20 protein-coding genes are annotated in these 26,125 nt (G+C 70.6%); 10 read left to right on the forward strand and 10 right to left on the reverse strand.

The features are described from left to right. Positions 1 to 382 precede the first annotated feature (382 nt). Positions 383 to 2,086 (reverse strand): ISAzo13 family transposase, encoded by a 1,704-nt coding sequence (locus OG395_RS17810; protein WP_327242291.1) that lies wholly within the window; start codon positions 2,084 to 2,086, stop codon positions 383 to 385. Positions 2,087 to 2,267: 181 nt separating this feature from the next. Here OG395_RS17810 and OG395_RS17815 point away from each other — a divergent pair, with 181 nt between their 5' ends. Beyond that, positions 2,268 to 3,704, forward strand: coding sequence for a helix-turn-helix transcriptional regulator (locus OG395_RS17815; protein WP_327243844.1), 1,437 nt, complete (start codon positions 2,268 to 2,270; stop codon positions 3,702 to 3,704). Here the strand turns inward: OG395_RS17815 and OG395_RS17820 are convergent. Together OG395_RS17820 and OG395_RS17825 are read right to left on the reverse strand one after the other, a co-directional pair. Then, the gene (locus OG395_RS17820; protein ID WP_327243845.1) at positions 3,632 to 4,636 is read right to left on the reverse strand and encodes an adenosine kinase; all 1,005 of its coding nucleotides are present in this window, start codon (positions 4,634 to 4,636) and stop codon (positions 3,632 to 3,634) included. The genes OG395_RS17815 and OG395_RS17820 overlap by 73 nt on opposite strands. Positions 4,637 to 4,935: 299 nt before the next feature. Next, a complete protein-coding gene (locus tag OG395_RS17825; RefSeq protein WP_327243846.1) occupies positions 4,936 to 5,514 on the reverse strand; it encodes a Dps family protein in 579 nt (192 codons plus the stop codon). 236 nt (positions 5,515 to 5,750) lie between these two features. Here OG395_RS17825 and OG395_RS17830 point away from each other — a divergent pair, with 236 nt between their 5' ends. Together OG395_RS17830 and OG395_RS17835 are read left to right on the forward strand one after the other, a co-directional pair. After that, positions 5,751 to 7,118: a dihydrolipoyl dehydrogenase family protein gene (locus tag OG395_RS17830; RefSeq protein ID WP_327243847.1), complete on the forward strand. Its 1,368-nt coding sequence runs from the start codon at positions 5,751 to 5,753 to the stop codon at positions 7,116 to 7,118. A 50-nt stretch (positions 7,119 to 7,168) separates the two neighbouring features. Next, the gene (locus OG395_RS17835; RefSeq protein WP_327243848.1) at positions 7,169 to 8,296 is read left to right on the forward strand and encodes a low temperature requirement protein A; all 1,128 of its coding nucleotides are present in this window, start codon (positions 7,169 to 7,171) and stop codon (positions 8,294 to 8,296) included. A 108-nt stretch (positions 8,297 to 8,404) separates the two neighbouring features. Here OG395_RS17835 and OG395_RS17840 read toward each other — a convergent pair whose 3' ends face one another. After that, positions 8,405 to 9,127: an alpha/beta fold hydrolase gene (locus tag OG395_RS17840; RefSeq protein ID WP_327243849.1), complete on the reverse strand. Its 723-nt coding sequence runs from the start codon at positions 9,125 to 9,127 to the stop codon at positions 8,405 to 8,407. 58 nt (positions 9,128 to 9,185) lie between these two features. Next, positions 9,186 to 10,157 (reverse strand): alpha/beta hydrolase, encoded by a 972-nt coding sequence (locus tag OG395_RS17845; RefSeq protein ID WP_327243850.1) that lies wholly within the window; start codon positions 10,155 to 10,157, stop codon positions 9,186 to 9,188. A 616-nt stretch (positions 10,158 to 10,773) separates the two neighbouring features. On the opposite strand from OG395_RS17845, the gene OG395_RS17850 reads away from it, so the two are divergent. The 4 genes from OG395_RS17850 to OG395_RS17865 all read left to right on the forward strand — a co-directional run bounded on the left by OG395_RS17850 (position 10,774) and on the right by OG395_RS17865 (position 14,737). Next, positions 10,774 to 12,654 carry an amidohydrolase gene (locus OG395_RS17850; protein ID WP_327249374.1) on the forward strand — a complete coding sequence of 627 codons (1,881 nt, stop codon included), beginning with the start codon at positions 10,774 to 10,776 and terminating at the stop codon, positions 12,652 to 12,654. A gap of 132 nt (positions 12,655 to 12,786) precedes the next feature. Then, positions 12,787 to 13,449 (forward strand): hydrolase, encoded by a 663-nt coding sequence (locus OG395_RS17855; RefSeq protein WP_327243851.1) that lies wholly within the window; start codon positions 12,787 to 12,789, stop codon positions 13,447 to 13,449. Positions 13,450 to 13,497: 48 nt separating this feature from the next. Then, positions 13,498 to 14,022: a DoxX family protein gene (locus tag OG395_RS17860; RefSeq protein WP_327243852.1), complete on the forward strand. Its 525-nt coding sequence runs from the start codon at positions 13,498 to 13,500 to the stop codon at positions 14,020 to 14,022. Further along, the gene (locus OG395_RS17865; protein ID WP_327243853.1) at positions 14,003 to 14,737 is read left to right on the forward strand and encodes a YoaK family protein; all 735 of its coding nucleotides are present in this window, start codon (positions 14,003 to 14,005) and stop codon (positions 14,735 to 14,737) included. The genes OG395_RS17860 and OG395_RS17865 overlap by 20 nt, the downstream gene beginning before the upstream one ends. A 252-nt stretch (positions 14,738 to 14,989) precedes the next feature. Here the strand turns inward: OG395_RS17865 and OG395_RS17870 are convergent, their stop codons facing one another. From OG395_RS17870 to OG395_RS17885, 4 genes are all read right to left on the reverse strand, one after another. Continuing rightward, complete coding sequence (locus tag OG395_RS17870) at positions 14,990 to 16,036, reverse strand: helix-turn-helix domain-containing protein (protein WP_327243854.1); 1,047 nt, start codon at positions 16,034 to 16,036, stop codon at positions 14,990 to 14,992. 1 nt (position 16,037) lies between these two features. Further along, positions 16,038 to 17,081 carry a helix-turn-helix domain-containing protein gene (locus OG395_RS17875; RefSeq protein WP_327243855.1) on the reverse strand — a complete coding sequence of 348 codons (1,044 nt, stop codon included), beginning with the start codon at positions 17,079 to 17,081 and terminating at the stop codon, positions 16,038 to 16,040. 100 nt (positions 17,082 to 17,181) lie between these two features. Beyond that, entirely contained in the window at positions 17,182 to 18,120 is a 939-nt protein-coding gene (locus OG395_RS17880; RefSeq protein WP_327243856.1) for an alpha/beta hydrolase, read from the reverse strand. A 95-nt stretch (positions 18,121 to 18,215) separates the two neighbouring features. Continuing rightward, positions 18,216 to 21,077: an ATP-binding protein gene (locus OG395_RS17885; RefSeq protein WP_327243857.1), complete on the reverse strand. Its 2,862-nt coding sequence runs from the start codon at positions 21,075 to 21,077 to the stop codon at positions 18,216 to 18,218. 244 nt (positions 21,078 to 21,321) lie between these two features. Here OG395_RS17885 and OG395_RS17890 point away from each other — a divergent pair, with 244 nt between their 5' ends. Continuing rightward, positions 21,322 to 24,102, forward strand: coding sequence for a helix-turn-helix transcriptional regulator (locus tag OG395_RS17890; protein WP_327243858.1), 2,781 nt, complete (start codon positions 21,322 to 21,324; stop codon positions 24,100 to 24,102). Here OG395_RS17890 and OG395_RS17895 read toward each other — a convergent pair. Next, positions 24,096 to 24,584 (reverse strand): carboxymuconolactone decarboxylase family protein, encoded by a 489-nt coding sequence (locus OG395_RS17895; protein ID WP_327243859.1) that lies wholly within the window; start codon positions 24,582 to 24,584, stop codon positions 24,096 to 24,098. The two genes, OG395_RS17890 and OG395_RS17895, sit on opposite strands and share 7 nt — an antisense overlap. A gap of 122 nt (positions 24,585 to 24,706) precedes the next feature. Between OG395_RS17895 and OG395_RS17900 the strand changes: the two genes are divergently transcribed. Then, positions 24,707 to 25,687, forward strand: a complete 981-nt coding sequence (locus OG395_RS17900; protein ID WP_327243860.1) for a pirin family protein — start codon at positions 24,707 to 24,709, stop codon at positions 25,685 to 25,687. Between the two features lie 27 nt (positions 25,688 to 25,714). Continuing rightward, entirely contained in the window at positions 25,715 to 26,056 is a 342-nt protein-coding gene (locus OG395_RS17905; RefSeq protein WP_327243861.1) for a GNAT family N-acetyltransferase, read from the forward strand. The last annotated feature ends 69 nt before the right edge of the window (positions 26,057 to 26,125 follow it).

Genomic DNA, 26,125 nt, shown 5'->3' on the forward strand with positions numbered 1-26,125 from the left:
CCCACCGATGCGTGGACGGCCGGGCGGACAGGTCGCGGTCTCCGCATCGACTCCGGGATCCTCCCGCATTTCCGTCGCGCCGCCCGGCAGGCCGGAAGCGGGCCGGACGGGCCCTTGAATCCCGTATCAAGAGGAGCTCCCTGGCAGGGGCGACCACCGATGAATAACGACCTGGTGCGCGCTGGAGAGTGGATGAACGAGCGGCGTCATGCGGCTTCGAATCCAAGGCGAAGGAGGAGGCGGATGGGGCCTCCCCTGCTCGAACGCAGCTGAGAGCTCGGGGAAGGAGCGTCGTCGACCGACGACAACGCCGGAGGCAAAGTCGCATGACGCCGGGAGCCCGCTCGCTGTCGTGCACCAGGTCGTAAGGGCTCGCAGAGAATCAACATGCTGGTTTGATCTCTGATGGGGGTCGGCTGCCGTACTTGCCGAGGTGGGCGGCCACGTCTGCCGGGGTGCGGAACCTGGCGGTTGAAGGCGGGATCGCGTGGTCGCGCTCGGCCAGGAGGGGCCGTACTTCCTGGACTGCCCGCGTGAGGGTGCTCCCGGTGACGCCGAAGAGCTGGGCGAGCAGGTCGTGGGTACCAATCTTGCGAAGGCTGAGCACGGTGGCCAGGATGCGGTCTTCGTCGGAGAGCTTGTCCTTGGCGCCCGCACCGCGTGCTCGTTGGCGCTCACCGCCCCGGCGTTCGCGGCGAGTCTGCTCTCGTCGTCGTGCCAGTGCTGGGATCAACGCGCTGACCAGAACGTCCAGTTGTGGATCGGTCATGCCGGTCAGCTCCGGGTCACGGAGCGAGCCGGCGGCAACGTCATTCGGGAGCTCGGGCGACCGCGCTTCGGTCTCCATGCCCGCGCCCTGGCGTGGGGGCGGGCAGGCATCGCCATGGAGCGTGTAGTTCCAGTCGCCGTGGAAGCGGTGCCGGCTCATCGCCAGCGCGTCGACCTGGGCATCGCTGACCTTCACGCCGGTGTCGTAGCTGTCGGTGTCGAGGCGGGCCTCGACCGTCAGTCCGGTGCGGGTGGTGGTCGCCGCGATCGTCTCCACGATGACGTCATGGCTGCTCAGGGGCCTGCCGCGCCAGTTCATGGAGATGTGGGAGAACAGCCGGTGCTCGATCCGATTCCACTTCGATGTGCCCGGCGGTAGGTGACAGACTGTGATGTCCATGCCGGTCTCGGCGGCCAGGGCAGCGAGTTCACTCTTCCAGGCGCGGGTGCGGTAGCCGTTGGAACCGCCCGCGTCGGCGGTAATCAGCAGCCGTGTGGCGTGCGGGTAATCGTGTCGGCCGCGGGCCTGCCACCAGCGGCGGATGGATTCCACCGCGAACGCGGCGGTGTCGTGGTCGGTGCCGACGCTGACCCAGCCGGTGTTCGCCGCGATGTCGTAGATCCCGTACGGGATCGCCTTGCCGGGCCCCTCCCGGTCCAGGAAGTCATGCGTCTTGACCTTGACCGGCTCGCCCCCCGGTTGCCACTCCCGCCCGGCGTTCTTGTACTGGCCGACCAGTTCCTTCTTCTTGCTGTCCACGCTGATCACCGGATCTCCGGAGCTGATGTGGTCCTTGGCCCGGTCGTTGATGTAGCGGAACTGGGCGTCCCGGTCCGGGTGCTGCTTGCCCTCGACGGTCTTGGAGTTGGCCTGCAGACTGAAGCCCGCCTCCCGCAGCAGGTCACCGACCGTGTCGGCACTGACCTTGTGTCCCTGAAGCGTCAGCTCGCCGGCCAGGTTCCGGGTCGACTTGGTCGTCCACCGCAGCGGCGACATCGGGTCCCCGCGCATGTCCGGCTCGACCAGGGCGAGAAGTGCGGGACGCAGTCCCGCGTCCAGGTCGGCGGCCTTCTTCCGTCCGCCGCCGGGCCGGCGGACCCGCCCCAGGGGCCCTTCGCCAGCCTCCAGCTCATAGACGCCCTTGCGGACCGTCGCCTCGCTGACCCCGGCTGCCCGGGCGACGGCCCGGATCCCGCCGTGTCCCAGGAGCCGGGCCTCGGCTCCCATCAGCAGACGCTGTTGCCGCTCGTCCAGATGCGGGAACAACACCCCGAACTTCGCACTCAGTTGATCTCGAATCTCCTGCGTTATGCCCATACCACATCAACGAGCCGCATCGCCGGAAGCAACACGTTGATTCTCTGCGAGCCCTAAGGTTGCGCTTGCACATCCCACCGAAGAATCCGGCCATGGGAAACGAACCGTGCACACATCCGTCCTTGCTGCCGCGTGGGACGTTCACCCGTACCGAGCAGCCGACAGCGGAGGAGCAGGCACGATGTCAGGGACCGGCCGGGCAGCCGCGGCCGACGAGGCAGCGGGAACCCCCGCGCGCGGCGTACCGGAGCGGCCTGACCGCCCGGTGGGCCAGGACGCCCCTCTCGTGATCGGCGAACGGGTGAAGCGGCTCCGCAAGGAGCGTGAGCTGACCCAGCGCCGGCTGGCCGAGCCCTCCTACACGGCCGCGTACATCTCCACCCTGGAGGCCGGAAAGGTCCGGCCCTCCGAGGCGGCGCTGCGCCACCTCGCCGAGCGGCTCGACGTCTCGTACGAGGAGCTCGCCACCGGGCGCCCCAGCCATCTCGCCACCGCGCTCCGGCTTCGCCTGGCCGACGCGCAGCGGATCCTGGCCACCGGAGACGCGGCCGATGCGGCCGTGGAGTACGAGCGGCTGCTCGCCCGGGCCGAGGAGTACGGCCTGCGGACCGAACAGGCCACTGCCCTCACCGGCCTGGGTGAATGCGCCCTGGAGACGGGTGAACTCGCCGATGCGCGTGCCCACTTCGGGGCCGCCGAGCAGCAACTCGCCGACGCACCCCTGCCCGAGCGGGCCCGAGCGGTACGCGGCCGGGCGGTCGCCCACTTCCTCGCAGGCGAACTTCGCTACTCCTGCTACCTGCTGGAAAGCGCCCTCGACGAACTGAACACCTCGGGCCTGCAGGACCCCGGCGCCCTGCTCCAGCTCTACACCGCCTCCATCGCGCCCTACATGGACCTGGGAGCGCACGCCCGCGCCGCGCAGGCCGCCGATCTGGCTCTGGCGCTGGCTCCGCAGGTCTCCGATCCCGCGCTGGTCGCCTCCATGCACCGCTCGGTGGCCCGCACCCTCATCGCGGAGGGCCGGGCAGCAGCCGCCGATGCCGCGCTCGCCAAGGCGGCCGAGCTCTACCAGCAACTGCAGATGCGCACCGAACTCGCCCACTGCCACTGGATGCGCGGCTACGTCCACGCCCAGCACGACGACCTGGAGAAGGCGGAAAGCGAACTGCGCACCGCGCACTCCATGCTGATCTCCAAGCGCGCCGCCCTCTACACCTCCCAGGTCGAGGTGGAGCTCGCCGATGTACTTCGCCGCCGCGGCAAGGCCGACGAGGCCGCGGCCCTGTTGCGCGACCTGCTCGGCGGTCTCCACCCCGACCGCGGCGCGGTCCACGCGGGCGGAGCCCATCGACTGCTCGGCCTGATCGCCGAGGAATCCGGTGACGCCGAGGCCGCCGAGGAGCACTATGTCACCGCGCTCTCCCTGCTCGAACGTGCCGGAGCGGCGGGCGACCTCGCCGACATCTGCCGGCTCCTGGGCGACCTGCTGCGCAGCGAGGGCCGCACCGAAGCAGCCATGGACGCCTACCGCACCGGTCTCGGTCACCGCTCCAGTCCGGGCACCACCACCCTCGGCCCGGCACCAGCCCGCCCGCCGGAGACACCCTGGGACTGACGGTCCCGCCCGTGGCCCCGTTTCGCACCCTCCGACTCCGCGACACGGGCGAGGAGTTCGTCACGGCCGATCGGGTCGGTTCGCGTCGACTCCACCGTGCAGGCGTGGGCTCCGGCCACCGCACCGTAGAGGCCGCACCGCTGCGGCGGTTCGCCGCCCAGCCACCCGAGGAGGAAGCCGGACACAAAGGCGTCACCGGCGCCGTTGGAGTCCACCACCGGCCCCGGGGGCGTGACGGCCGGAATCCGGGTCATCTCGCCGTCGGCCAGCAGATGGGCGCCCTCGGCTCCGGCCGTGGCAACGACCACCTGGGCACGTCCCCGCTCGGCGACCCGTCGCATGGTCCGCTCCGGGTCGGCCAGGGCGACGGCGGAGACGAAGACGAGGTCCGCCTCGTGGGCGAACGGCTCGTGGTAGGGGTTGACGCCGTCCCAGTTGTGCAGGTCGGTCGAGATCGTCACTCCGGCCTCCCGCAGCACGGGAAGAGCGAAGGCGCACGGGTAGGTGATCGAGACATGGGCATGACGGCTCGCCGTGGCCAGGGACCGGACCGTCGCCGCGGGCAGCCTGTCCCCCTCCTGCGACCGGCTGTCGTCGTACAGGGACAACCGTCGCCCGTCGGGGCCGACGAGATTGACGGCGCGCTTGGTACCGCCGGGCAGCGGAACCTCGGTGAGTGCGATGCCACGGTCGCGGTGCAGCGCCCGGATCAGGTCACCTGCGTGGTCGTCGCCGATCATGTCGAGGTGATGCGCGCGCAGGCCCAGGGCGCTCACCCCCAACGCGACGAAGTCCCCGGTCTGCCCCGCCCGCGTCTCGATCCCCGGGCGGATCATGTAGCTGTCGGCGTACGGGAGGGGCAGCTCCGGCACGTACACGATCGTGTCGACGCCCGCGCCTCCCAGGACGAGGACATCGGTCTCGGCGCTCATGGGTGTTCCTCTCCGGCCGACCGGCAACTGTGGCTGTCGGCAGGCGAGTCAAGCAGGGCAGCCACCACGACCGCAAGGCGTTGCAGAATCTTTCCGCAAACATTTGCTCCTCGCCTGCGGACCCGGCCGGCAGGGTGATCCCGCCGGAGGCGGCACCCATCCCCGTGACCACCCCGGCGGGGACGGACAGTCCTTCGGCAGCGGGACCACCCCGCGGCGGCCGGGTCACCAGTCCGTCCCGGGCCCGGTGCGGGATGCCGCGTGCGGCCGTCTCCCCGTCGCTTCCGTCCGACAGGCTCTCAGGCGCGGACCAGTGGCGTGTCGACCAGGTGCTCGGCCAGGAACCATGCCTGGAGCTCGCCGGTGCGGATCACCTGGGAGACGAGCAGGTCGTTGGAGCCGTCGTCCCCCAGCTCGGCCGTCCTTGCAGCGGCGGCGTGGGCGTCGATGAGAATGGCCTCATGGGCCTCGAGGAGCCGTGACAGCATGGCCGGCACCTGCTCCACGCCGTCCGGAGGACGCGGGATCGACGTGATCTCCGCTACGTGCCTGGGGTCGCCCAACGCGACGCCGCCCAGGGACTGGACGCGTTCGGCGATGGTGTCGACGAGTTCGAGCTGTTCCCCCGCGTGCTTGTCCAGGACCAGGTGCAGTTGGTAGAAGGTCGCGCCGCGCATCAGCCAGTGATGCTTCTTGTAGAGGCCGTAGAGGATCTGGGTATCCGCCAAAACCTTGTTCAGGCGCTGGCAGGAGTACATCCGCGCCTCGTAGGACAGGCCGATCGGGAACTGCTTGACGGTGCCGAATTCCTGGATCACCTCGCCCTTCTGATGCAGCCACGGCTGGCTGCTGCTCAAGGGCTTGGAACTGCTGGTCATGGTCCGCCTCCTGCGATGCCGTGCTGCGTGTACCCGAGTGACGCTAGGTGCCCTGCCGCAGGGCGCATTGACCGGTAGCGCACGTGGTGACACCTGCCGGCGCACTGTGTCCGCCGCATGTGCGAGGCGTTCGCTCTCGGGCAGGACCCCGTGCACTGGCAGGCATGGGCGGTTGCCCTGCCGCTCTAGCCTCGGCCGGGCAACCCACGCCCGTTGAGCCGGGAGCGAGGAGAGACATGAGTACGAGCGAGCAGGTGGATGTGGTGGTCGTCGGGCTGGGGCCGGGCGGCGAGTACGTCGCGGGCACGCTGGCCGAGGCCGGACTCGACGTGGTCGGGGTCGAGGCGGAACTCGTCGGCGGCGAGTGTCCGTACTGGGCGTGCGTGCCCAGCAAGATGATGATCCGGGCCGGGAATCTGCTCGCCGAGGCGGGCCGCATCCCTGCTCTCGCCGGTGAGGTGGTCGTGACTCCGGACTGGGGCCGCGTCGCCGGGCGTATTCGCAACGAGGCGACCGATGGCTGGAACGACCAGGTCGCGGTCGACCGGCTCGCGGCCAAGGGCGGTCGGCTCGTCCGGGGAGCAGGTCGCCTCACAGGGCCGCGCCAGGTGGCGGTCGGCGACCGTACCTTCGAGGCCCGGCGCGGTGTCGTGCTGGCCACCGGCACGAAGCCCCGGATCCCTCCGGTGCCAGGCCTCGAGGGAGCGCCGTACTGGACCAACCGGGATGCCGTGGCGGCCAAGGAGCTGCCGGAGTCGATGGTCGTGCTCGGCGGAGGCGCCATCGGCGTCGAAATCGCGCAGGTCTTCGCCCGCTTCACGTGTGTGGTCACGGTGATCGAGGGGCAGGAACGGCTGCTGTCACAGGAGGAGCCGGAGGCTGGGGAGCTGGCGGCGCAGGCTCTGCGGGCGAACGGGGTCACCGTCCTGACAGGCGCTCGGGTGCGGCAGGTCGGCCATGACGGCACGGCGTTCACCATCCGGTTGGAAGGGGGCGGGGAGCCGCTGCGTGCCGAAAGACTGCTGGTCGCCGCCGGGCGTCACGCCGACCTTGCTCCGCTGGCGGTCGACTCGGTGGGGCTCGATCCGACCGCGGGAGTCGTGCACACGGACGGGCAGATGCGGGCCGCGGACGGGCTGTGGGCGGTTGGTGACATCACCGGCCGGGGTGCCTTCACCCACGTGTCGATGTACCAGGCCGAGATCGCGGTTCGGGACATACTCCGCCGGCCCGGTCCCGATGCCGACTACCGGGCGCTGCCCCGTGTCACCTTCACCGACCCGGAGATCGGCGCCGTGGGACTGACGGAGAGTCAGGCACGGGAGCAGGGGCTGCGGGTGCGCACCGGCGTGCTGCCCCTTTCCTCCTCCACGCGGGGGTGGATCCACGGGCCGGGCAATGAGGGGTTCATCAAGCTCGTCGAGGACACCGACCGGGGGGTACTGGTCGGCGCGACGTCGGCGGGGCCGGCGGGAGGAGAGGTGCTCTACGGGCTGAACGTGGCCGTCCACGCCGAAATACCCGTCGACCGCCTCCAGCACATGATGTACACGTATCCCACCTTCCACCGGACGGTGGAGGCCGCGCTCGGAGCCCTCCGCTGAACCGCCCACCGATCGCCCACACCGACCCGGCACCCAGGCGATGGCGCACCATGCCGGGCCGCGACCCCGGCGAGCCGCACAGGTCCGCCACCCCGCTGGAACTCCTCTTCGACCTGTGCTTCGTCATCGCGGTGGCGCAGGCGTCCGGGAGTCTGCACGAGGCGCTGAACGATGGGGAGTACGCCACCGGAGTCCTGCGCTTCGCGCTGATCTTCTTCACCATCTGGTGGGCGTGGATGAACTTCACCTGGTTCGCATCCGCCTACGACCCGGACGACCTCCCGTACCGGCTGACGGTGTTGGTCCAGATCACCGGGTCGCTCGTGCTCGCCGCCGGTGTTCCCAGCGCGTTCGAGGAGGGTGATCTGCGGGTCATCACGGCCGGATACGTCGTGCTGCGCACGGCGCTGGCCGCCCTGTGGCTGCGTGCCGCGTGGTCCGACCCCGCTCGGCGGCCGACCACTCTGCGCTTCGCCGTTGGGGTGACGATGTGCCAGATCGGGTGGGTCGGACTGCTCGGTCTCCCGGCCTCGGCGCGGCTGCCGGGCATGGTCGTGATGATCGTCGCCGAGGTCTCCGTCCCGGTGTGGGCGCAGTCCGCCGGGATGACCCCATGGCATCCGCGCCACATTGCCGAGCGCTATGAACTCTTCACCCTGATCGTCCTCGGGGAGTCAGTCGCGGCGGCCACCGTCGCCGTCCGGGGCGCCTTCGACCGGCACCAAGGCACCGGTTCGCTGTACGCGGTGGCGGCCGGTGGCCTGTTCATGGCCTACGCCATGTGGTGGCTGTACTTCGCCAGACCCGCGCACACCCTGCTCGCTACGACGCACCGGGCCCACCGCAGGAGATTCATCTGGGCCTACGGCCACTACCTGATCTTCGCTTCGGCGACCGCCGAGGGAGCCGGCCTGGCCGCGTACGCCGATCACGTCACGCGTTCGACGGACGCCTCGCCGTTGGCCGCCGGCGCGGCGGTCACCGTCCCCGCGGCCGTCTTCCTGATCACCGTCTGGGCCGTCCACCTGCGACCCCACCAAAGAACCGCGGCCGAGTGGATTCCGTATCCCGTCGCCGCGGTCGGCATCCTGGTGGCCGCTTGCTCCCCGGCCCCTGCCCTCGCCGCCGGCGCGCTACTGGCAGTCCTGGTCGTGGTGGTCACGGTGCCGCGCCGGTGAAGAAGCCCGCAGCGGGATCTCACGCTGCGCCAAGACCGAAGGCCGTGCGGCCGAACTCCCCGTCCGGAGAGTTCGGCCGCACGGCCGTATACGCCACCTGTCGCCTCGTCAGCTCGTCGCGCGTACCGCATCGCGGATCAGTTCGGCGACCTCCTCGGGCCGGGACACGGCCACGGCGTGGGAGGCGCCCTCGATCTCGACGATCGTCGCCCCGGCCCGCTTCGCGCCGAAGCGCTCGACCTCGGGGTTGATCGCCTGGTCCGCGCCGGCGACGAGAGCCCAGGAGGGCTTGGTCTTCCACGCGGCGGCCGAGGCGGTCTCCGTGAACGCCGAGGCGGCCAGAGGACGTTGCGTCACCGCCAGAACCTTGGTGACGGCGGCCGGGACGTCGGCGGCAAAGATGTCCCCGAACGCCTCGGCCTTGATGGTGACCTCGACCGCAGGCTCAGCGCCCTCCACGGGGTATGTCATCTCCTTCAGGTTGCTGACGAGCGGCGAGAGCGGGAAGCGGCCCTGCAACTCGCCGAGGCTCTCGCCCTCTTCGGTGACATAGGCCGCGATGTAGACCAGCCCGACGACGTTCTCCACGGTGCCTGCCACAGAGATGAGCGCACCGCCGTAGGAGTGGCCGACAAGCACTACCGGACCCTCGATCTGAGCAGCCACGGAAGCGATGTACGCGGCGTCGGACACCAGGCCGCGCAGCGGGTTCGGCGGCGCGACCACGGGAATGCCGTGGTTCTGAAGCTCCGCGATGACCCCGGTCCAGCTGGCGGCGTCCGCGAAGGCTCCGTGCACGAGAACGGCTGTGGGGGTCGGGTTTGTGGTCATGCTCGGGTTGTTCTCCTTGTTGTCGGGTGGTTCTCGGAAATGAGCATGGAGCGCGGTGTCAGCCGGCGTGGAGCGCGGTGCGCAGGGCGCTGATGGCCAACGTGATGGCGGCCTGGGCGGCGTGGGTCTCGCGCAGGGCGTTGAGCATGACGAAGTCGTGGATGATGCCCTGGAAGCGGACGGCGGTGACGGGGACGCCGGCCTCGCGGAGCTTGTTGGCGTAGGCCTCGCCCTCGTCGCGCAGTACGTCGGCCTCGCCGGTGATGACCAGGGCCGGCGGCAGCCCGGTGAGCTGCTCGGTGGTGGCCCGCAGCGGGGAGGCGGTGATCTGGGCGCGTTCGGCCTCGTCGGTGGTGTACTGGTCCCAGAACCACTGCATGCCGTCGCGGCGCAGGAAGTAGCCCGTGGCGAACTGGTGGTAGGAGCCGGTGTCGAAGTTCGCGTCGGTGACCGGGTAGAAGAGAACCTGCTGGACCAGCGGTACGTCGCCGCGCTCCTTGGCCATCAGCGTCAGTGCGGCGGTCATGTTGCCGCCGACGGAGTCGCCGGCAACGGCCAGCCGGGTGCCGTCGAGGCCCTTGGACGTACCCTGCTGGACGACCCATCGGGCGACCGCGTAGTTCTGCTCGATGGCGACCGGGTAGCGGACCTCCGGGGAGAGGTCGTACTCGGGGAAGACCACGGCGGCGCTGGCGCCGACGGCGAGTTCGCGCACCAGGCGGTCGTGGGTGTGCGCGTTGCCGAACACCCAGCCGGCGCCGTGGATGTAGAGGATCACCGGCAGGGACCCCTCCACGCCGGCGGGCCTGACGATGCGCGCGCGGACACTGCCCGTCGGACCGCCCGGGACAGTGATCCACTCCTCGTCGGTCTGCGGCTTGTCGATCTCGCCGGACTGCACCTCGTCGACCGCCTTGCGCCCCTCGGCGGGCGGCAGGTCGAAGAGGTAGGGCGGATTGGCGGTCGCCTCGGCGAACGCGGCTGCCGCCGGCTCCAGCACCGGCTGGACCGGCTCCACGACGTCGGACATGTGAGTCTCCTGAGTTTCATGTGATGCGCCGGTCTCTCCGGCGAGGCGAATCCGGGCCGGACATATAGATCTGCGGGGCCGTCCCTGACCACGCTAAAACCCTGAGGGCGGCGGAGATTGACCACCAACGCACCGGAGCCGGCCTCGAAGTGCACGTCTTGCCGGTCGGTCCAAGGGCTGTCCCGAAGTCCCTGGTGGATCAGCGCGCGGCGTCGGATGGGGTGCATCGCAGGGCGGAGGGGCGTCCTCATACTGGGTGTATTCGGGTGTTCCGGCAACGCGGCGAGGTGCCGCAGCTGTCGTCGTGCGCCCGCCAGGGATTACGGAACAGACCTGGGCGAGGCAGTGCACTCCCGGAACGCCTCCAGTGCACTGCCGGGACACACAGGCGCTTCGGCTCGAAATAGCCTGCCGGCAGAGCAGTTGCGGGCTGCCGGGGTTCGGGCTTGCGCATGGAGCGGAAAGCCCACCGGGGATTCGGCCTGATGGCGCGTGGGCGCAGTGATTTGGCGTGCCCCGGCTCTCTCGCGCCCGTCGCTGCCGCCGAGGTCGGACGTCGATGTAGACGGAAATCGACGTTGTTTCATCCCGCAGGAGGTTGTCGAAGGTGTCCACGATGCCGGTCGGTGGGCTGGTTCCCAGCGCCACCGACAACGCCGCGGACCTCGTGGTTCGCAACGCGAAGATTCACACCGGAGACCCGGTCCGGCCGCAGGCCGAGGCGATCGCCGTCCGGGACGGCGTCATCACGGTCGTCGGCGACGACAGGGACGTGGCTCCCCATGTCGGCCCGGCCACGAGAGTGGTCGACGCCCTCGGCCGCCGGGTGGTCCCCGGCCTCAACGACTCCCACCTGCACGTCATCCGGGGCGGGCTCAACTACGTGCTGGAGCTGCGCTGGGACGGCGTCCCCACGCTGCGACAGGGTCTGGCGATGCTGCGTGAGCAGGCGGCCCGCACGCCCAAGGGCCAGTGGGTGCGGGTGGTGGGGGGTTGGTCGGCCGAGCAGTTCGCCGAACGGCGGCTGCCGACCGTCGCCGAGCTGAACGCCGCCGCGCCGGACACCCCGGTGTTCGTTCTGCACCTGTACCAGTCGGCGGTGCTCAACCGGGCGGCGCTCAAGGCCTCCGGATACACCAGGGACACCCCGGACCCGAAGGGTGGCCAGATCGTACGGGGCCGGGACGGCGAGCCCACGGGCATGTTGCTGGCCGCCCCGAGTGCCCTGATCCTCTACTCGACTCTGGCCAAGGCCCCGGTGCTGGATGGTGAGGACAAGAAGACCTCCACCCGCCATTTCCTGCGGGAACTGAACAGGTTCGGGCTCACGTCGGCAATCGACGCGGCGGGGGGATTCCAGAATTTCCCCGACAACTACAGCACGGTCGTCGAACTGGCCAGGGCCGGTCAACTGTCGCTGCGCATCGCCTATCATCTTTTCCCGCAGACCGCCGGACAGGAAATCGACGACCTCGCCCGCTGGATCGAAATGGCCCGCCCCGAGGACGGGGACGAATGGCTGCGCCTCAACGGTGCGGGTGAGAATCTCACTTGGGCGGCAGCGGATTTCGAGAACTTCGCCCAGCCGCGCCCGGAACTCGCCCCCGGCTATGAGGCAGAGTTCGAGAAGGCCGTACGCCTGCTCATGGAGAACGGCTGGGGATTCCGGCTGCACGCCACCTACGACGACACCATCCGACGCGATCTCGCGATATTCGAGAAACTTGCCGCGGACGGACTCTTCCCGGCCGGAAACCGGTGGCTGTTCGACCACGCGGAGACCGTCTCCGCGGACAGCCTCGATCGCATCGCCGCCCTCGGCGGCGCCATGTCCGTGCAGAACCGGCTGTCCTTCCAGGGTGAGGCGTTCGTTCGCCGCTACGGCACCGGCGCCGCCGCGGACGCCCCTCCGATCCGGGCCATGCTGGAGCGCGGCCTGACCGTCGGCGCCGGCACCGACGCCACCCGGGTCTCCACGTACAACCCGTGGGTCGCACTGCACTGGCTGGTCACCGGTCGCACCGTCGGCGACCTGGTCGTGCGCCCGCCGCACAACCGCGTGGACCGGCGGACGGCGCTGTCGATGTTCACCGAAGCCGGTGCCGCGCTGACCGGCGAGGAGGGCGTCAAGGGCGTCCTGCGCCCGGGCTGTCTCGGCGACCTCGCGGTCCTGTCCGAGGACTACTTCGCCGTGCCCGAGCCGGACATCGCGCACATCGAATCCCTGCTGACGGTCGTCGGCGGCCGGATCGTCTACGCCGCCGCCGAGTACGAGGGCCTCGACGAAGAGCTGCCGCCGGTCAGCCCCGAGTGGAGCCCGGTCGCGCACTTCGGCGGCTACCGGGCCACGCCGCGTATCGGCCCGTCGGGCGCCCGCCAGGCCGAGTTGCTCGGCCAGGCCGTCGCGGAGTCCGAGCAGCACCGGCAGTGGCGCGCCCGTCGAGGCCTGGCCCCGGATACCGAGAGCACGGTCTTCGACCCCTGCTTCTCGCTCTGATCTCCCGGGAGAGGCCCGCTCACGAGCCGCCCCTCCCGGGACACCACCCCCCACCTCGCGCCGTCCTGCGGACGGTTGTTCTCAGCAGCGGACGTCTGTCCGCGATCACATTTCTCATGGAAAGGCTCTCTCATGGTCGACATCTCCGAGGTCACCGCGGTCCCCAGCCCCGACCTGCTGACCCCCGACAACTGCGCGGTGCTGTTCGTGGACCACCAGCCGCAGATGTTCTTCGCCGCCGCCAGCGGCGACCGCACCGCGATCATCAACTCGACCGTGGGCCTGGCGAAGGCCGCCAAGGTCTTCGGCGTCCCCGTCGTGCTGAGCACCGTGGCCGCCGAGTCGTTCTCGGGCCCGATCCTGCCGCAGCTCGCGGCGGTCTTCCCGGACCAGAAGATCATCGACCGCACCTCGATGAACGCCTGGGAGGACGTCCCCTTCGTCGAAGCCGTCAAGGCGACCGGTCGTAAGAAGATCGTCATCGCCGGCCTGTGGACCGAGGTCTGCGTCGTGCTTCCCACGCTGTCCGCCCTCTCCCAGGGCTACGAGGTCTACGTCGTCACGGACGCGTCCGGTGGTGTCAGCCCGCAGGCGCACGAGCACGCCATCCAGCGCATGGTCCAGGGCGGCGCGATTCCGGTGACCTGGGTGCAGGTGCTGCTGGAGCTCCAGCGCGACTGGGCGCGGACGGAGACGTACGTCCCCGTCACGGAGGTCGTGAAGGAGCACGCCGGTGCCTACGGCCTCGGGGTCGTCTACGCGCAGGCCGTCATCGGCGCTCACGCTGCCGGCTGACCTCATCACCCGGGCATCGACGGAACGTCAGGAGCGGGCAGGAACGCAATGGACACCGGACTGTTGGTCCTCCGGCTGGTGGTGGGTCTCCTCATCGCCGGACACGGAGTGCAGAAGATCAGTTTCCGGCTGGGCGGCAACGGCTTGGCGGGCGGAACCGAGGAGTTCCGCCACGACGGCTTCCGAGGCGGCCGGCTCACCGCGCTCGCCGCGGGCGGCAGCCAGATCGGTGCCGGCCTGTTCCTGGCAGCCGGTCTGCTCACACCTGCGGCGGCGATGGCCGCCATGGGGGTGATGACGGTCGCCGGCACCGTCAAACGGCACAACGGGCTCTGGGTCCAGAACGACGGCTACGAGTACCCGATGGTCCTCGTCGTCGCCTCCGTGGTCCTGGCGCTCACCGGTCCAGGCCGCTGGTCGGCCGACCACGCCCTCGGGCTGGCCCCCTGGCCCCTGTGGGTCCCGGTCGTGGCCATCGTGGCCGGTCCGGTGAGCGGACTGCTCACCCGTGTGGTACTGCATCGTCCCGCGGTCAAGGAAGGAACAACTCGGTATGCGCAAGCTGCTGACTGACGTGGCCGGCACGCTGGCTCCGCCCACGGGGGACCGGCACGGCCCGTTGCCGCCGCTCATGCTGATGATGACGGTGGTGACCGGCCTGGTCGACGCCGTCAGCTATCTGGGGCTCGGGCACGTCTTCGTCGCCAACATGACCGGGAACGTGGTGTTCCTGGGATTCGCCCTCGCGGGTGCCGAGGGCCTGTCCGCGCTCGCCTCCATCGTCTCATTGGCCTCCTTCCTCGTCGGCGCGCTGGCGGGAGGGCGATTCGGCACCCGGTTCGCGGCACACCGCGGGCGGCTGCTGACCTCGGCCACCGCACTGCAGGCGGCGCTCGTGGCTGCGGCCGTCGTCGCGACGGTGGTCTCGCACGGCAAGGTGACCACCGCGGTCGAGTACACCCTGATCGTGCTTCTCGGCCTCGCCATGGGGCTGCAGAACGCGGTCGCCCGGCGCCTCGGCGTCCCCGACATGACCACGACCGTCCTGACCCTCACCCTGACGGGACTGGCCGCGGACTCCGCCTCTGCCGGGCCGGTTCCCCGGCCCGGTCGGCGGATCCTGTCCGTCCTCGCCATGTTCCTCGGCGCCCTCGCCGGTGCCGTGCTCCTGCGGCACGCCGGACTCGCCCCCACCCTGGGCCTGGTGCTGGTGCTGCTCACGGCGACTTCCGTGGCCGGGCATCGCCTCTCGGCCTCGAACGCCGCCTGGACCAGGCCGCAGTCGTGAAGGGGCGCGGGCCCCGCACCCGGATCGTGGTCCGGGGCCCGCTCTCGTTTCCGGTCGTACACCTCAGAGCCTGTCGGGTGACCTTCGATCAGATGGCTGACGCGGTCTGGTGCGTACGATTCCAAGGCGGTGGAAGGTCCTCGGATGGGGTCTCCCCTGCTCGAACGAAGCTGAGAGCTTAGGGAAAGAGCTACCAGGACATTTCGGCAACGCGGGAAGCGTGCGAGTCAGGGCGGGCCGCCCGATCAGAGGTCACCCGGCAGGCTCTCGGACCGAACGGTCCCGGTCGGCCGTTCGCCGCTGCCGCGTGCCGGCGCTCGCGCGCCACTGGGTCGGGGACACCCCGTAGGCCTGGCGGAAGGCGCGGCTGAAGTGGGCCGGGCTGATGAAACCCCAACGGGCGGCCATAGCCGAGATCGTCAGGTCGGCCGCGCCGGGACGGGCCAGTTCGGCCCTGCACGCCTCGAGTCGCCGTTGGCGTACCCAGCCGCTGACCGTGGTGCCCTGCGCGTGGAAAAGCTTGTGCAGGTAGCGCAGGGAGATGTGGTGCTCGTCGGCGAGCATCCGGGGAGACAGCTCGGGCTCGCCGAGGCGCGACTCGACCGAGGCCTTGATCCGGTCCAGCACCGTGACCGGCCCCGCCTCGGCCGCGGGCCGCCCGTCCGTGTCCACCAGGCCTTCGGCCAGGGTGGAGAGCAGACCCGTAACGGTGCGCGCGAGTCGCTCGCGTACCTGGGGCGAGGCGGATCCGATCTCCCCCACCAGCCCGGACAGGAGCGGCAGAATCAGTTCTGACGGTCTGTCGGCCGTGTCGCCGACCGCCCTCGCGGTGACCCGGCGCATCTCCGCCTCGTCCAGCCTCAGCATCGCGCGGGGAACCATCAGGACACGGGCCCGGTGCGGCTCCGGCAGGACAAGGGTGAACGGTCGGCTCGCGTCGTAGAAGGCCAGGACTCCCGGGTGCAGCTGCGCGGCGCGGCCGTCCTGGGACAGCAACGCCGAACCCTCCAGCTGGACGCGGGCGAACATGTACGCGCGGCCGTCCGCCGCCGTGCCCTCCGGGGTCCGAAGGACCTTCACGGGGTCCGACTCCTCGGTGGCGACCTGAAGCGATCCCAGCCGGTCCGCCCTGAGGGACCCCTTCCAGGACCGCGGGTCTTCCCGGACGACCAGGTCCAGATCGACGTAGGTCCGCGAAAGGGCCCGCTTCCAGGCCGGAACCCTGTCCGCGGGCCCGACGGTCTCCGTGGACAGGTCCATCGGCGGCGCACCGTCCGTCAGCGGCGTTCGGACCGGCATGTCACTCGTCCCCCTCGACGGAGCGTCGGCCCTGCTCGTGTCGCAGCCACTCGGTCGGCGACGTCCCGTACTCCCGGCGAAAGGCCCGTCCGAAATGGGACGTGCTGGTGAATCCCCAGCGGCGGGCGACGCTTCCCACGCCGGCGCCCTGCGAGGCGGTGGCCGTCAGCTCCCGGCGGCACTCCTGCATGCGCAGCTCACGGATCCGACGGCTGACGGTCGTACCCTCCCCCTCGAACAGCCGGTGCAGATACCGCACCGAGATGTGATGGGCCCGTGCGACGGCCTCGGGGGTGAGGTCCGGTTCCGCCAGATGCCAGCGGATGAACCGGTGGATGCGCAGCAGCAGGACGCGGTCGGCGCCGGGCAGGCTCGTCGGCTCCGCGCCGAGTTGCTGCGCCGCCGCCGCGGCCAGCAGGTCCACCGCGCTGCCGGCCAGTTGCTCGGCGGCGGACCGGGAGTACGACTCGGACGTGTCCGCCAGGCGCGACATGAACGGCGAGAGCAGGGCCGCCAGCCCGGTCTCCGGGCGCATGGACCTCGCCGTGATCTGCCTGAGGTCCGCCTCCGCCAGGCCCAGGAGGTTTCGCGGCACGGCGAAGATCTTCAACTGGAACCGTTGGGGAAACCGTGTACGGAAGGGGCGAATGGTCTCGAAGAACGCGACATCGCCCGGTCGCAGCTCCGTGGCGCGGTCATCCTGCTCGACCTGGGCGAGGCCCCGGGTGAGTACGGCGACGAACACCTCGTGGCCGTCGCCGCGGGCGATGAAGCGCGGGGCCCGGTGGACCACTCCGGGATCGCACTCGACCGTGCTGATCTGAAGGTCGCCGAGGTGGTCCGTACGCATGGTGGCGGCGTACGTTCCCCCTTCCGCGGAGATGTCCATCCCCACGAGCTGCGCGAGGACGGCGTCGTGCCAGAAGTCCATACTCTCGCTGAGGGGCACGGTGCTCGTGCACAGCACCCGACGCGGGCGTCGCCGCGTGGCGGAGTCATGGACGTGGACACCGTCTCCCGCGAAGGAACCGAAACTCGTTGGCATACAGGCCAGCGTGCCTTCGCCCAGGTGGCGGACGCATCAGTCGGCCGACTGGTCCGGCCCCACCTACTCCGTCCTGGCCGGGCACAGCGGGCAGCCGCCCTCACCTCAGGTGGCTGCGAAGGAAGGATCCTCCCAGCAGCACGGCCGCCCGCGTGGGCGGGCTGTCGCGCAACGCGGTCAGCGACACGAAGTCGTGGACCGTGCCCAGGAATCGGGCTGAGGTCACCTCGACGCCGGCCCGACGCAGCCGGTCCGCGTACCGCTCTCCCTCGTCCCGTGTCACGTCGGCCTCCGCCGTGATCACCAGCGCCGGTGGCAGCCCGGCGAGCTCCGCGACGCTCGCACGCACGGGGGACGCGGCCGGCTCGTCCCGCTGCCCGGGATCGTCGGCGTACTGCTGCCAGTACGAGCGCAGCGCCTCCCGGGTGAGCAGATAGCCCGTCGCGAACTGCCGCTGGGAGGGGCTGTCGCAGCGGGAGTCGGTGAGCGGGTAGTACAGCAGTTGGGCGCGCACCCTCGGGCCGCCACGCGACTTCGCCATCAGCGTGAGCGCCGTGGCCACGGTGGCGCCGGCGCAGTCTCCGCCGACCGCCAGCCGGTCGGCGTCGAGCCCGAGTGCGCCGGCCTGCCGGACCACCCAGGTCATCAGCGCGTAGCACTCCTCGAGGGCCACGGGGTAGCGGACCTCGGGAGTACGGCTGTACTCGGGGACGACAGCGGCCACGCCCGCGCCCCGCACGAGCTCGCTGACGAGCCGTGCGTGGGTCTGTGCGTCTCCCAGCATCCACCGGCCCCCGTGGGCGTAGAGCACCGTGGGAAGAGGGCCGGTGAGGTCCAACGGCCTGAAGATCCAGAAGCCGACCAGGCCGGAGGGCCCCACGGGCGCCACGTGGAAGGTGGCGTCCACCTCGAAGTCGTCGACCAGGTGGATCTGAGATTCCCGCAACGCCTGTCGGCCGTCGACCGGTCCCAGCTCGTGCAGGAAGGGGGGTGCCGTGGACGCGTCGACGAGCCGCTGCACCAGCGGATCGAGGGTCACGGCCGACGGGGGCCTTCCGCCCGCTTGCCCCTCGGGGTCCGACTGCATCCGGTTCGCCTCTCGCGCGGCCCCTCGGGGTTCTGGTTCGTTGCCCGTCACCTGTCGTGCAGGAGGTCCCGCAGTTGGTGGCGGCTGCTGATGCCGAGCTTCGGATAGACGTTGTAGAGGTGCGAGCCCACGGTACGCGGCGAAAGGAAGAGCCGTTCGCCGATCTCGCGGTTCGACAGTCCGCTCGCAGCCAGCCGGGCGATCTGCTGTTGCTGGGCCGTCAGTTCGGCCAGGCGATCGGCCGACGCGGGAGCCTGGGCCACCCCGGTCGCGCGCAGCTCGCCGCGAGCCGACGCGGCTAGGTGCCGGGCGTCGAGCCGGGCCGCGACCTCCAGCGCCGCGGTCAGCTGCACTCGGGCCTCCAGGGGCCTTCTGCGCCTGCGCAGCCAGATCGCGTAGTGCAGACGGGCCCGGGCCCGCTCCAGGGGCCACTTCTCCGCCTCCGGATTGACCAGGGCCAGCCGGAAGTGGTGCTCGGGGTCGGCATCCTCGTTCACGAGGGCCGCCGCATGATGCATCAGGAGCGTCATCCGCGTCGTCGGTCGCGCACCCTGGCGTTCCCGTACGTCCCCGAGGATGCGCGCCGCCTCCTGCTGCCGGCCGATGCGCTGGGCGGCGGCAGCCAGTTCGCTGATGGAGCGCGGTGACAGGAAGGGATCAAGGGGTGAGCCGTCCTCCCCGAACAACGCCCGCAAGTGCCGGAAGGCCCGGTCGCCGTCCCCGAGGACGATCGCGGTCAGACCGCAGGCCCGCAGCATCCTGGCGTGTGTGGACCGGTTCTCGTCCAGACTGACGGAGCGCCAGTGGGGCCCGGTGAACGGGATGTCCGGCATCGTCTCGCCGCGAAGCGCGCGGAGGGTCACCTCCAGGGCTTCGAGGTCCATGTCGACACGGGTCAACCGGTGGACGGCGGCGGCTGACCGGCCCTCCTCGATCACCGCCTCGGCCTCGGCCCACCGCCCGATGCTCACGAGGGTGTCCACCTGGGCCGCGAGCGTCCATGCGCGCGGCCCCAGCGTTCCCCGCGTGCCACGGAGGGCTCCTGCCTGCCGGTACTTCTCCGCGCACAGCTCCGACTCGTCGACGTGGTGGGCGACCGAGGCGGTCGCCAGCAGACGGGTCAGCCGGCGCGCACCGTCGAGGGGTTCGGAGAGAGGGGCGGTCAACCTTCGCAGCGCGTCGCTGCCGTCCCGCAGGGCAGGATCGATTCCCACCGAAACGGCGGCCTCCAGGGAAGCGAGGACCTCGGGCCCGGAGAGCTCGTGGAAGAACCCGTCCTGCTGTGCGCACCGGTCCTTCTCGGCCTGAGCTGCCCGGACCGCGTGGTCGAGCAGTCGTGGCAACCGCAGCCGATGCTCGGGCAGCCCGGACTGGCGGGAGATCCCCGCGGCGACCGCGGCCAGTGCGAAGGAGGTCGTTGCACGGCTCGGCGGCGTGCGCTGCCACACGTCGAGCAGGAGGTCGAAGGCCTCCCGCTGGAACGAGAGCAGTGACAGCGCTCCACTCATGGCGCAGGCTGCGATGCACAGCAGTTCCGGGTCGCGGTTCACCCGGGTGAATCGTTCGTACAGGTCGCGCACCCATTCCGGGTCCCCGACGTCGCTCGCGGCGGCCAGCGCTCCGGCCAGAGGCCGAGCCCGGTCGTGGACACCGGCGCTGAAGCGCGCGGCTTGTTCCAGTGCCTTCGCCGAGGCGAAGCAGTCTCCGGTCTGCGCGGCCTGGGTGGCGGCTTCCTCCAGGGCCGTGGCCACCGCTTCCTCCGGGCCGATGGCTGCTGCGGCCAGGTGCCAGGCCCGACGCGCGGGGACCTGGCCTCGTGCGGCGGCGAGATCCCGGTGGACCTGCTGCCGCTGCTTCGCGGCGTACCGGTGGAATGCCGCGGTGCGGATCAGCGGGTTGCGGAACGCGAGACGGCCGTCGGCGATGGTGATCAGGTCGGCTTCCTCCGCCCGGACCCACACGGTGAGGTCGTGGGCGCCCAATGCGGCCATGACGGTGACGAGTTCGTCCTCCTGTAAAGAGGCCGCGGCGTACAGCAGGGCGCGCTGTGTTTCCTCGGGGAGCTCGCCCAGTCGTGCGGCGAACATCTGCTGGATCCGCGCGGTCTGCCGCGGGTCCGCGCCGGCCGTTGCCGGCCCACTTGCGCCGTACGCCGCCCGGCTCAGCTCGACGACCGCCAGCGGGTTCCCCTCCGCCTGCCGGAGCAGGTCCAGCCTGGCCCTTCCCGCGGGTGCGCCTGGCTGCGCATCCAGAAGCAGGGCCGACGCCCGGTCCGACAGCGGGCCGAGCGACAGGACGGGAAGATCCGCGGGGACCCCGGCCGGGGGAGCCTCGCCGCGTGCGGTGAACAGCACGGTCACGGCCTGGTTCATCAGGCGTCGCGTCACAAAGAAGAGAACATGCAGGGACGCGCGATCGCAGTCCTGCAGATCGTCCACGGTCAGCAGGACCGGGCGTGCCTGCGCGAGGTGCCCCAGGAGTGTCAGGACCGCGGCGCCCAGTGCCTTGATCTCCGGCAGTCCGGCCTCCGGGGCCGGCCCGAAAGCGGAGCGAAGCGCCCGCCGTTGGTGCTCCGGCAGAGCGTCGAGCGCGCCGAGCACCGGCAGGAGCAGCTGATGCAGGGTGGAGAACGCCTGCGGCTCCTCGGAGCCCCAGCCCTGCGCCGACAGGACCCGGGTGCGGCGTCGTTCGGCTGTCTCCGCGGCAACCCGGAGCAGCCGGGACTTGCCGGATCCGGCCTCGCCGAGCAGGAGAAGAGCCTGGGGGAGGCCATCACGTACGTCGAGGGACCGCAGGATCCGGTCGACCTCCGCCTCCCGGCCGATCACCACTGCGGCAATCGACTCGGGGCCGCCGGGGTCGATTCCTTCACCGGCGGCTGCCGCGCCCTTCACGTCGGATTCCGTCATCGCACTCCGATCCCCCGAACCATGGACGCGATCGCCACGGCCTACCGATTTCGCTGGACGACAGGTCGGCAGCTCTCACGTCCCACGCCCATGAATGGATGCTGTCAGGGCGCAGGCAGGGACGCTTCTGTCATGTGACCAGTCATGCCGAAATCGGTCCTGGCAGGATGTCTTCAGAGCGATGAGCAGGCATTTCGCTTCCGCACCGGTTCGGCAGGCGGATGATTGGACGGCAAGGAAAAGCATGGACTTCGGCACCGACCCGGCACGCACGCGGGAGGTCCTGGGCAGGGATCGTGAACTGGCGCGGATCGCGCAACTGATCGACGCCGAGGACGACCACGGCCCGAAGGTGCTCGTACTGACCGGCGAGCCGGGAGCGGGCAAGAGCGCCCTGGTGGAATGGGCGGCCTCGCACGCCGTGGCCGGCGGCCGGCGCGTGCTCCGGGTACGCGGCAGCGAAGGCGAGAAGGACCTCGGTTTCGCGGGGGTGCACCAACTGCTGCGCCCGGTACTCCCCGGCGTCGACCGGCTTCCCCCGCGGCAGCGCGATGCCCTGCTCCGCGCATTCGGTACGGACGACACCGACGACTCACAGGTGCCGGACCCGCTGTTGATCAGGGTCGGCGTGCTGACGCTGCTCTCGGACGCGGCGACGGAACGACCGTTGCTGATCGCCGTCGACGACGCACAGTGGCTGGACGTCGGCTCGCTGGACGTACTCGCGTTCATCGCCCGGCGCCTCGAAGGCGAACGCATCACCCTGCTGCTCGCCGCACGGGATGAAGCGGTGCCGGCGCGCTTCGACCGCGACTTCCCGCATCTGGCCGCAGGCCCCCTGGACCGAGCCGCCGCGGGGCTCCTCCTGGACGCGCAGCCGCATCCACCGCGGGATCGCGTCCGGTCCCGGATTCTCCGGCAGGCGGCCGGGAACCCACTGGCCCTCATCGAGCTCACGCGAGCCTTCGCCGAGGACCTGGGCAGCCGCGGAGTCGGCTCGATCGACTCGCTCCCCCTCACCGCCCAACTGGAGCACCTGTTCGCCGCCGGCCTGCCCACCCTGCCGGACGACACACGCCGGGTCCTGCTCCTGGCGGCGGCAGCCGGCAGCACCCAGCTCTCGGACGTTCTCCACGCCGTGCCCGGCCTGGACGGGCCGGAGGTGTGGAGGCCCGCCGAGCAGGCGGGGCTGGTGCGCGTCGAGGGCGGTCACGTGCGTCTGCGTCATCCGCTGGTTCGCTCCGCGATCTACCAGGCCGCTTCGTTCGCCGGGCGCCGCGAGGCCCACCTGGCGCTCGCCGCCGCGCTCGCACAGGAACCCGATCGCCGTGCCTGGCATCTCGCCGCAGCCGCGCTCGGCCCGGACGAACAGGTCGCCGGCGCTCTCGCGGAGAGCGCGGAACGCTCCCGTCGTCGCGGCGGATACGCGGCCGCGGCCACAGCGCTGGAACGCGCCGCGGAACTCACGTCGGAGCCGGATCAGCGTGCCAGGCGCCTGCTCGCCGCTGCCGCGTCGGCCATGTACGCCGGGTATCCGCAGTGGGTCGGTGAGATCGCGGCCCGAGTGGACACCCTGACGGACGACGCCCAGCTCCTCGGCGAGGCGTCCCTGCGCGGCGGGTGGTCCCTGGCCGTGACGCTCCGGCACGACGACTCCCTGGCCTTTCTGCTGCCCGTGGCCGAGTCCATGGCCGCACAGGCGCCTGCCCTGGCTCTGGACGCGCTGGAAACGGCATCGACCCCGGCGTACAACTCCGGCGCCCCGTTCTACCGGACCGAAATCCAGCGGATCGGCGGCCTCATCACGCCGCCGTCGAACAGGGTCGACAGCCTCTGGCCACAGGTGGTCAGCCACCCGTTCACGGACCGGGAGGAGGCTCTGAAAAGCCTGACCCATGCAGTGACCACACTGCAGGACGGTTCCCTGTCCGACTTCATCATGCTCGGCGCCACAGCCTGGATCCTGGACGAGACCGACCAGGCCGTACGCCTGCTCGGCCAGGCCCTGGACCATCTGCGACGGGCTGCGACGGCCGGCACCAACTGCACCGTCGCGCAGGCCCTCGCCCTCGCACTGTTCGAGAGCGGAGCCTGGACCGCGGCCCGATCCGCCGCCGACGACGCCTTCTGGATGGCGACAGAGGCAGGCGCGGACAACGTCACCACGGGATCATCGATCCTGCGGGCCACGCTGCACGCCGCCCGCGGGGACCACGAGGCCGCGCGTGCTCAGGCCGGCGATGCCGTCCGCGGCATCGACCTGCTCGATTCCCGCAGCCTGTATGTGCGTCACTGCCACGCGCTCGGCATGGCAGCCCTTGCGGAGGGCGACCACAAGGCGGCGTACGAGCACTTCCGGCGCGTGTTCACCCAGGACTTCCACCCCGCACCCGTGCACTACCACGCTTCCCTGTACCACCTCGCCGATCTTGCCGCCGCAGCCGTCCGCGCCGGCCAGGCGGACGACGCCCGCTCCGTGCTCCGGGCCGCAGAGAAGACCCTGGGGGCGTCCCGCTCCGCCCGCCTGGACGCGATCGTGCATCGTGCCTCGGCCCTGCTGAGCGATTCGGAGGACGCGGAGCCCCATTTCCGTGCGGCGCTCGCCGACCCGGCCTGCCTCCGATGGCCTTTCGAGCACGCCCTCGCGCAGCTGGACTTCGGCGAGTGGCTGCGGCGGCGCCGACGGGCAGCGGAGGCACGCCCCGTTCTCGGCACCGCCCTCGGGATCTTCGAACGGCTCGACGCACGCCCCTGGATCGAGCGCACCACGGCCGAACTCCGCGCGACGGGCGTGGCCGTGGCGGATTCCGCGGCGCCCGAAGCGGTGGCCGACCTGACGCCGCAGGAGCTCCAGATCGCCCAACTGGCCGCGGAGGGCCTGACCAACCGGGACATCGGCGCCCGGCTCTATCTGTCTCCGCGTACCATCGGCTTTCATCTGCACAAGATCTTTCCCAAGCTCGGCATCACGGGCCGCACCCAACTGCGCGATGTCCTCGGTCCGGCGCACCTGCCGGATCACTGAGAGGGGATTCCCCGCACGGGATGCTTGCTCAGGATGGAGACCCGGTTGAAGGCGTTGATGGTGATGGCCACCCAGATCACCGCGGAGATCTCCTCCTCGGTGAAGACCTGGCGGGCCGCGGCGTAGGCCCTCTCCTGCTCGACGGCGTTCGCGGGTTCGGTGGTCGCCTCCGCAAGGGCGAGTGCCGCGCGTTCCCGGACCGTGAACAGTTCGGCGTCGCGCCAGGCTGCCAGCACGCCCAAGCGCTGCGTCGTCTCGCCGGCGCGCAGCGCGGCCCCGGTGTGCACGCTGAGGCAGTACGCGCAGCCGTTGATCTGCGACACGCGGAGATTGATCAGCTCCACCAGGCTGCGGTCGATTCCCGCCTCGGCGGCGGCCGCGCGGACCGCGTCGGCCGTCCCGACGAGTGCGCGATAGGCCTTGGGGCTCTGCTTGTCGATGTAGACCCGTCGGCTTGCCAGGTCTGCTGTCGTGTCACTCAATGTGGACTCCTCCGAGGCCGCTTCCGGCCCTCGCTCCTCTGCCGTGCGTGTGCGGGGACATGGACTTAGTATCAGGCATAATAGTTGAATGTGAAATCATTCTCGGATGAGAGGGGCGTACGGTGAGTGATGTCGAAGTGGATCCGGTCGAACGGCGCCGGGGGGCGACAGGCCACGGTGAGCCTGCCGTGCAGCACGTCGATGTGCTGTCCGCGCGGGACGTCCCGTTGGGCGGGCCGCGCGCGATGACGGTACGGCGCACGCTGCCGCAGCGGGCGCGGACGCTGATCGGGGCCTGGTGCTTCGTCGACCACTACGGCCCCGACGACGTCGCCGACACGGGTGGCATGGACGTGGCTCCTCATCCACACACCGGTCTGCAGACCGTGAGCTGGCTGTTCAGCGGAGAGATCGAGCACCGCGACAGCCTCGGCAGCCACGCGCTCGTCCGGCCCGGAGAGCTCAACCTCATGACCAGCGGGTACGGCATCAGCCACTCGGAGGTCTCCACCACCCGCACCACCGCGCTGCACGGCGTCCAGTTGTGGGTGGCCCTGCCCGAAGAACACCGGCACACCGGACGTGACTTCCAGCACTACGTCCCGCGACGGGTCCGGGTGGACGGAGCCGACATCAGGGTGTTCCTGGGGTCGCTGGCGGGTGACACCTCTCCGGTGCCGACCTTCACGCCCTTGCTCGGCGCCGAACTCGTTCTCGACCCGCGCTCGACGACCGGCCTCCGCGTGGATCCCGGCTTCGAGCACGGGCTGCTCGTCGACGAAGGGGACGTCCGCGTCGACGGAACACTTCTGCACCCGGCCGAGTTGGGATACATCGGCACCGGAGGCGACTCCCTGACTCTGACGAACGAGACGGATTGCCGGGCCCGCGTGGTGCTGTTGGGCGGCACACCGTTCCAGGAACAGATCGTCATGTGGTGGAACTTCATCGGTCGCAGCCACGAGGACATCGTCGAAGCGCGGGCAGCGTGGGAGAACGCCTCCGATCGCTTCGGAAGTGTCGACGGTTACGACGGCGGCCGCCTTGCCGCGCCGGGCCTTCCGAACGCCCGGATCGCACCACGCAAGAATCCTGCACACTGAGTGACGTACGACACCGAAAGGCCCGTCATGACCCAGCATGCATCCGAGCCGACCGTTCAGAGAGTCGACGCCAGGCACCGCTACGAGGTTCTGGTCGACGGCAAACGCGCGGGCCTCACCGCCTACCGCGACCGCGACGGACAGCGCGTCTTCTTTCACACCGAGATCGACGACGCCTTCGCAGGTCAGGGCCTGGCCTCCATCCTCGTGGAGCAGGCCCTGACCGACGTACGCGCCTCCGGAAAGCGCATCGTGCCGGTCTGCCCCTACGTGGCCAAGTTCCTCAAGAAGCACGACGAGTTCGCGGACATCACCGACCCGGTGACGCCCGAGGTCCTGGAGTGGCTGGAGACCGCCCTGAAGCGGTGACCGCCCCGGAGCCGGCCCGTGCGGGCGCCACTTCGATCGGGCACGTCCGGTTCCCGCTGCCCATCGGGA

The organism is Streptomyces sp. NBC_01320, assembly GCF_035974375.1.
Classification (GTDB): domain Bacteria; phylum Actinomycetota; class Actinomycetes; order Streptomycetales; family Streptomycetaceae; genus Streptomyces; species Streptomyces yanii.

Coding starts and splice junctions, on each gene's coding strand:
- OG395_RS17810 (WP_327242291.1), bottom strand. CDS start 2,086: ATGGGCATAACGCAGGAGATTCGAGATCAACTGAGTGCGAAGTTCGGG.
- OG395_RS17815 (WP_327243844.1), top strand. CDS start 2,268: ATGTCAGGGACCGGCCGGGCAGCCGCGGCCGACGAGGCAGCGGGAACC.
- OG395_RS17820 (WP_327243845.1), bottom strand. CDS start 4,636: ATGAGCGCCGAGACCGATGTCCTCGTCCTGGGAGGCGCGGGCGTCGAC.
- OG395_RS17825 (WP_327243846.1), bottom strand. CDS start 5,514: ATGACCAGCAGTTCCAAGCCCTTGAGCAGCAGCCAGCCGTGGCTGCAT.
- OG395_RS17830 (WP_327243847.1), top strand. CDS start 5,751: ATGAGTACGAGCGAGCAGGTGGATGTGGTGGTCGTCGGGCTGGGGCCG.
- OG395_RS17835 (WP_327243848.1), top strand. CDS start 7,169: ATGCCGGGCCGCGACCCCGGCGAGCCGCACAGGTCCGCCACCCCGCTG.
- OG395_RS17840 (WP_327243849.1), bottom strand. CDS start 9,127: ATGACCACAAACCCGACCCCCACAGCCGTTCTCGTGCACGGAGCCTTC.
- OG395_RS17845 (WP_327243850.1), bottom strand. CDS start 10,157: ATGTCCGACGTCGTGGAGCCGGTCCAGCCGGTGCTGGAGCCGGCGGCA.
- OG395_RS17850 (WP_327249374.1), top strand. CDS start 10,774: ATGCCGGTCGGTGGGCTGGTTCCCAGCGCCACCGACAACGCCGCGGAC.
- OG395_RS17855 (WP_327243851.1), top strand. CDS start 12,787: ATGGTCGACATCTCCGAGGTCACCGCGGTCCCCAGCCCCGACCTGCTG.
- OG395_RS17860 (WP_327243852.1), top strand. CDS start 13,498: ATGGACACCGGACTGTTGGTCCTCCGGCTGGTGGTGGGTCTCCTCATC.
- OG395_RS17865 (WP_327243853.1), top strand. CDS start 14,003: ATGCGCAAGCTGCTGACTGACGTGGCCGGCACGCTGGCTCCGCCCACG.
- OG395_RS17870 (WP_327243854.1), bottom strand. CDS start 16,036: ATGCCGGTCCGAACGCCGCTGACGGACGGTGCGCCGCCGATGGACCTG.
- OG395_RS17875 (WP_327243855.1), bottom strand. CDS start 17,081: ATGCCAACGAGTTTCGGTTCCTTCGCGGGAGACGGTGTCCACGTCCAT.
- OG395_RS17885 (WP_327243857.1), bottom strand. CDS start 21,077: ATGACGGAATCCGACGTGAAGGGCGCGGCAGCCGCCGGTGAAGGAATC.
- OG395_RS17890 (WP_327243858.1), top strand. CDS start 21,322: ATGGACTTCGGCACCGACCCGGCACGCACGCGGGAGGTCCTGGGCAGG.
- OG395_RS17905 (WP_327243861.1), top strand. CDS start 25,715: ATGACCCAGCATGCATCCGAGCCGACCGTTCAGAGAGTCGACGCCAGG.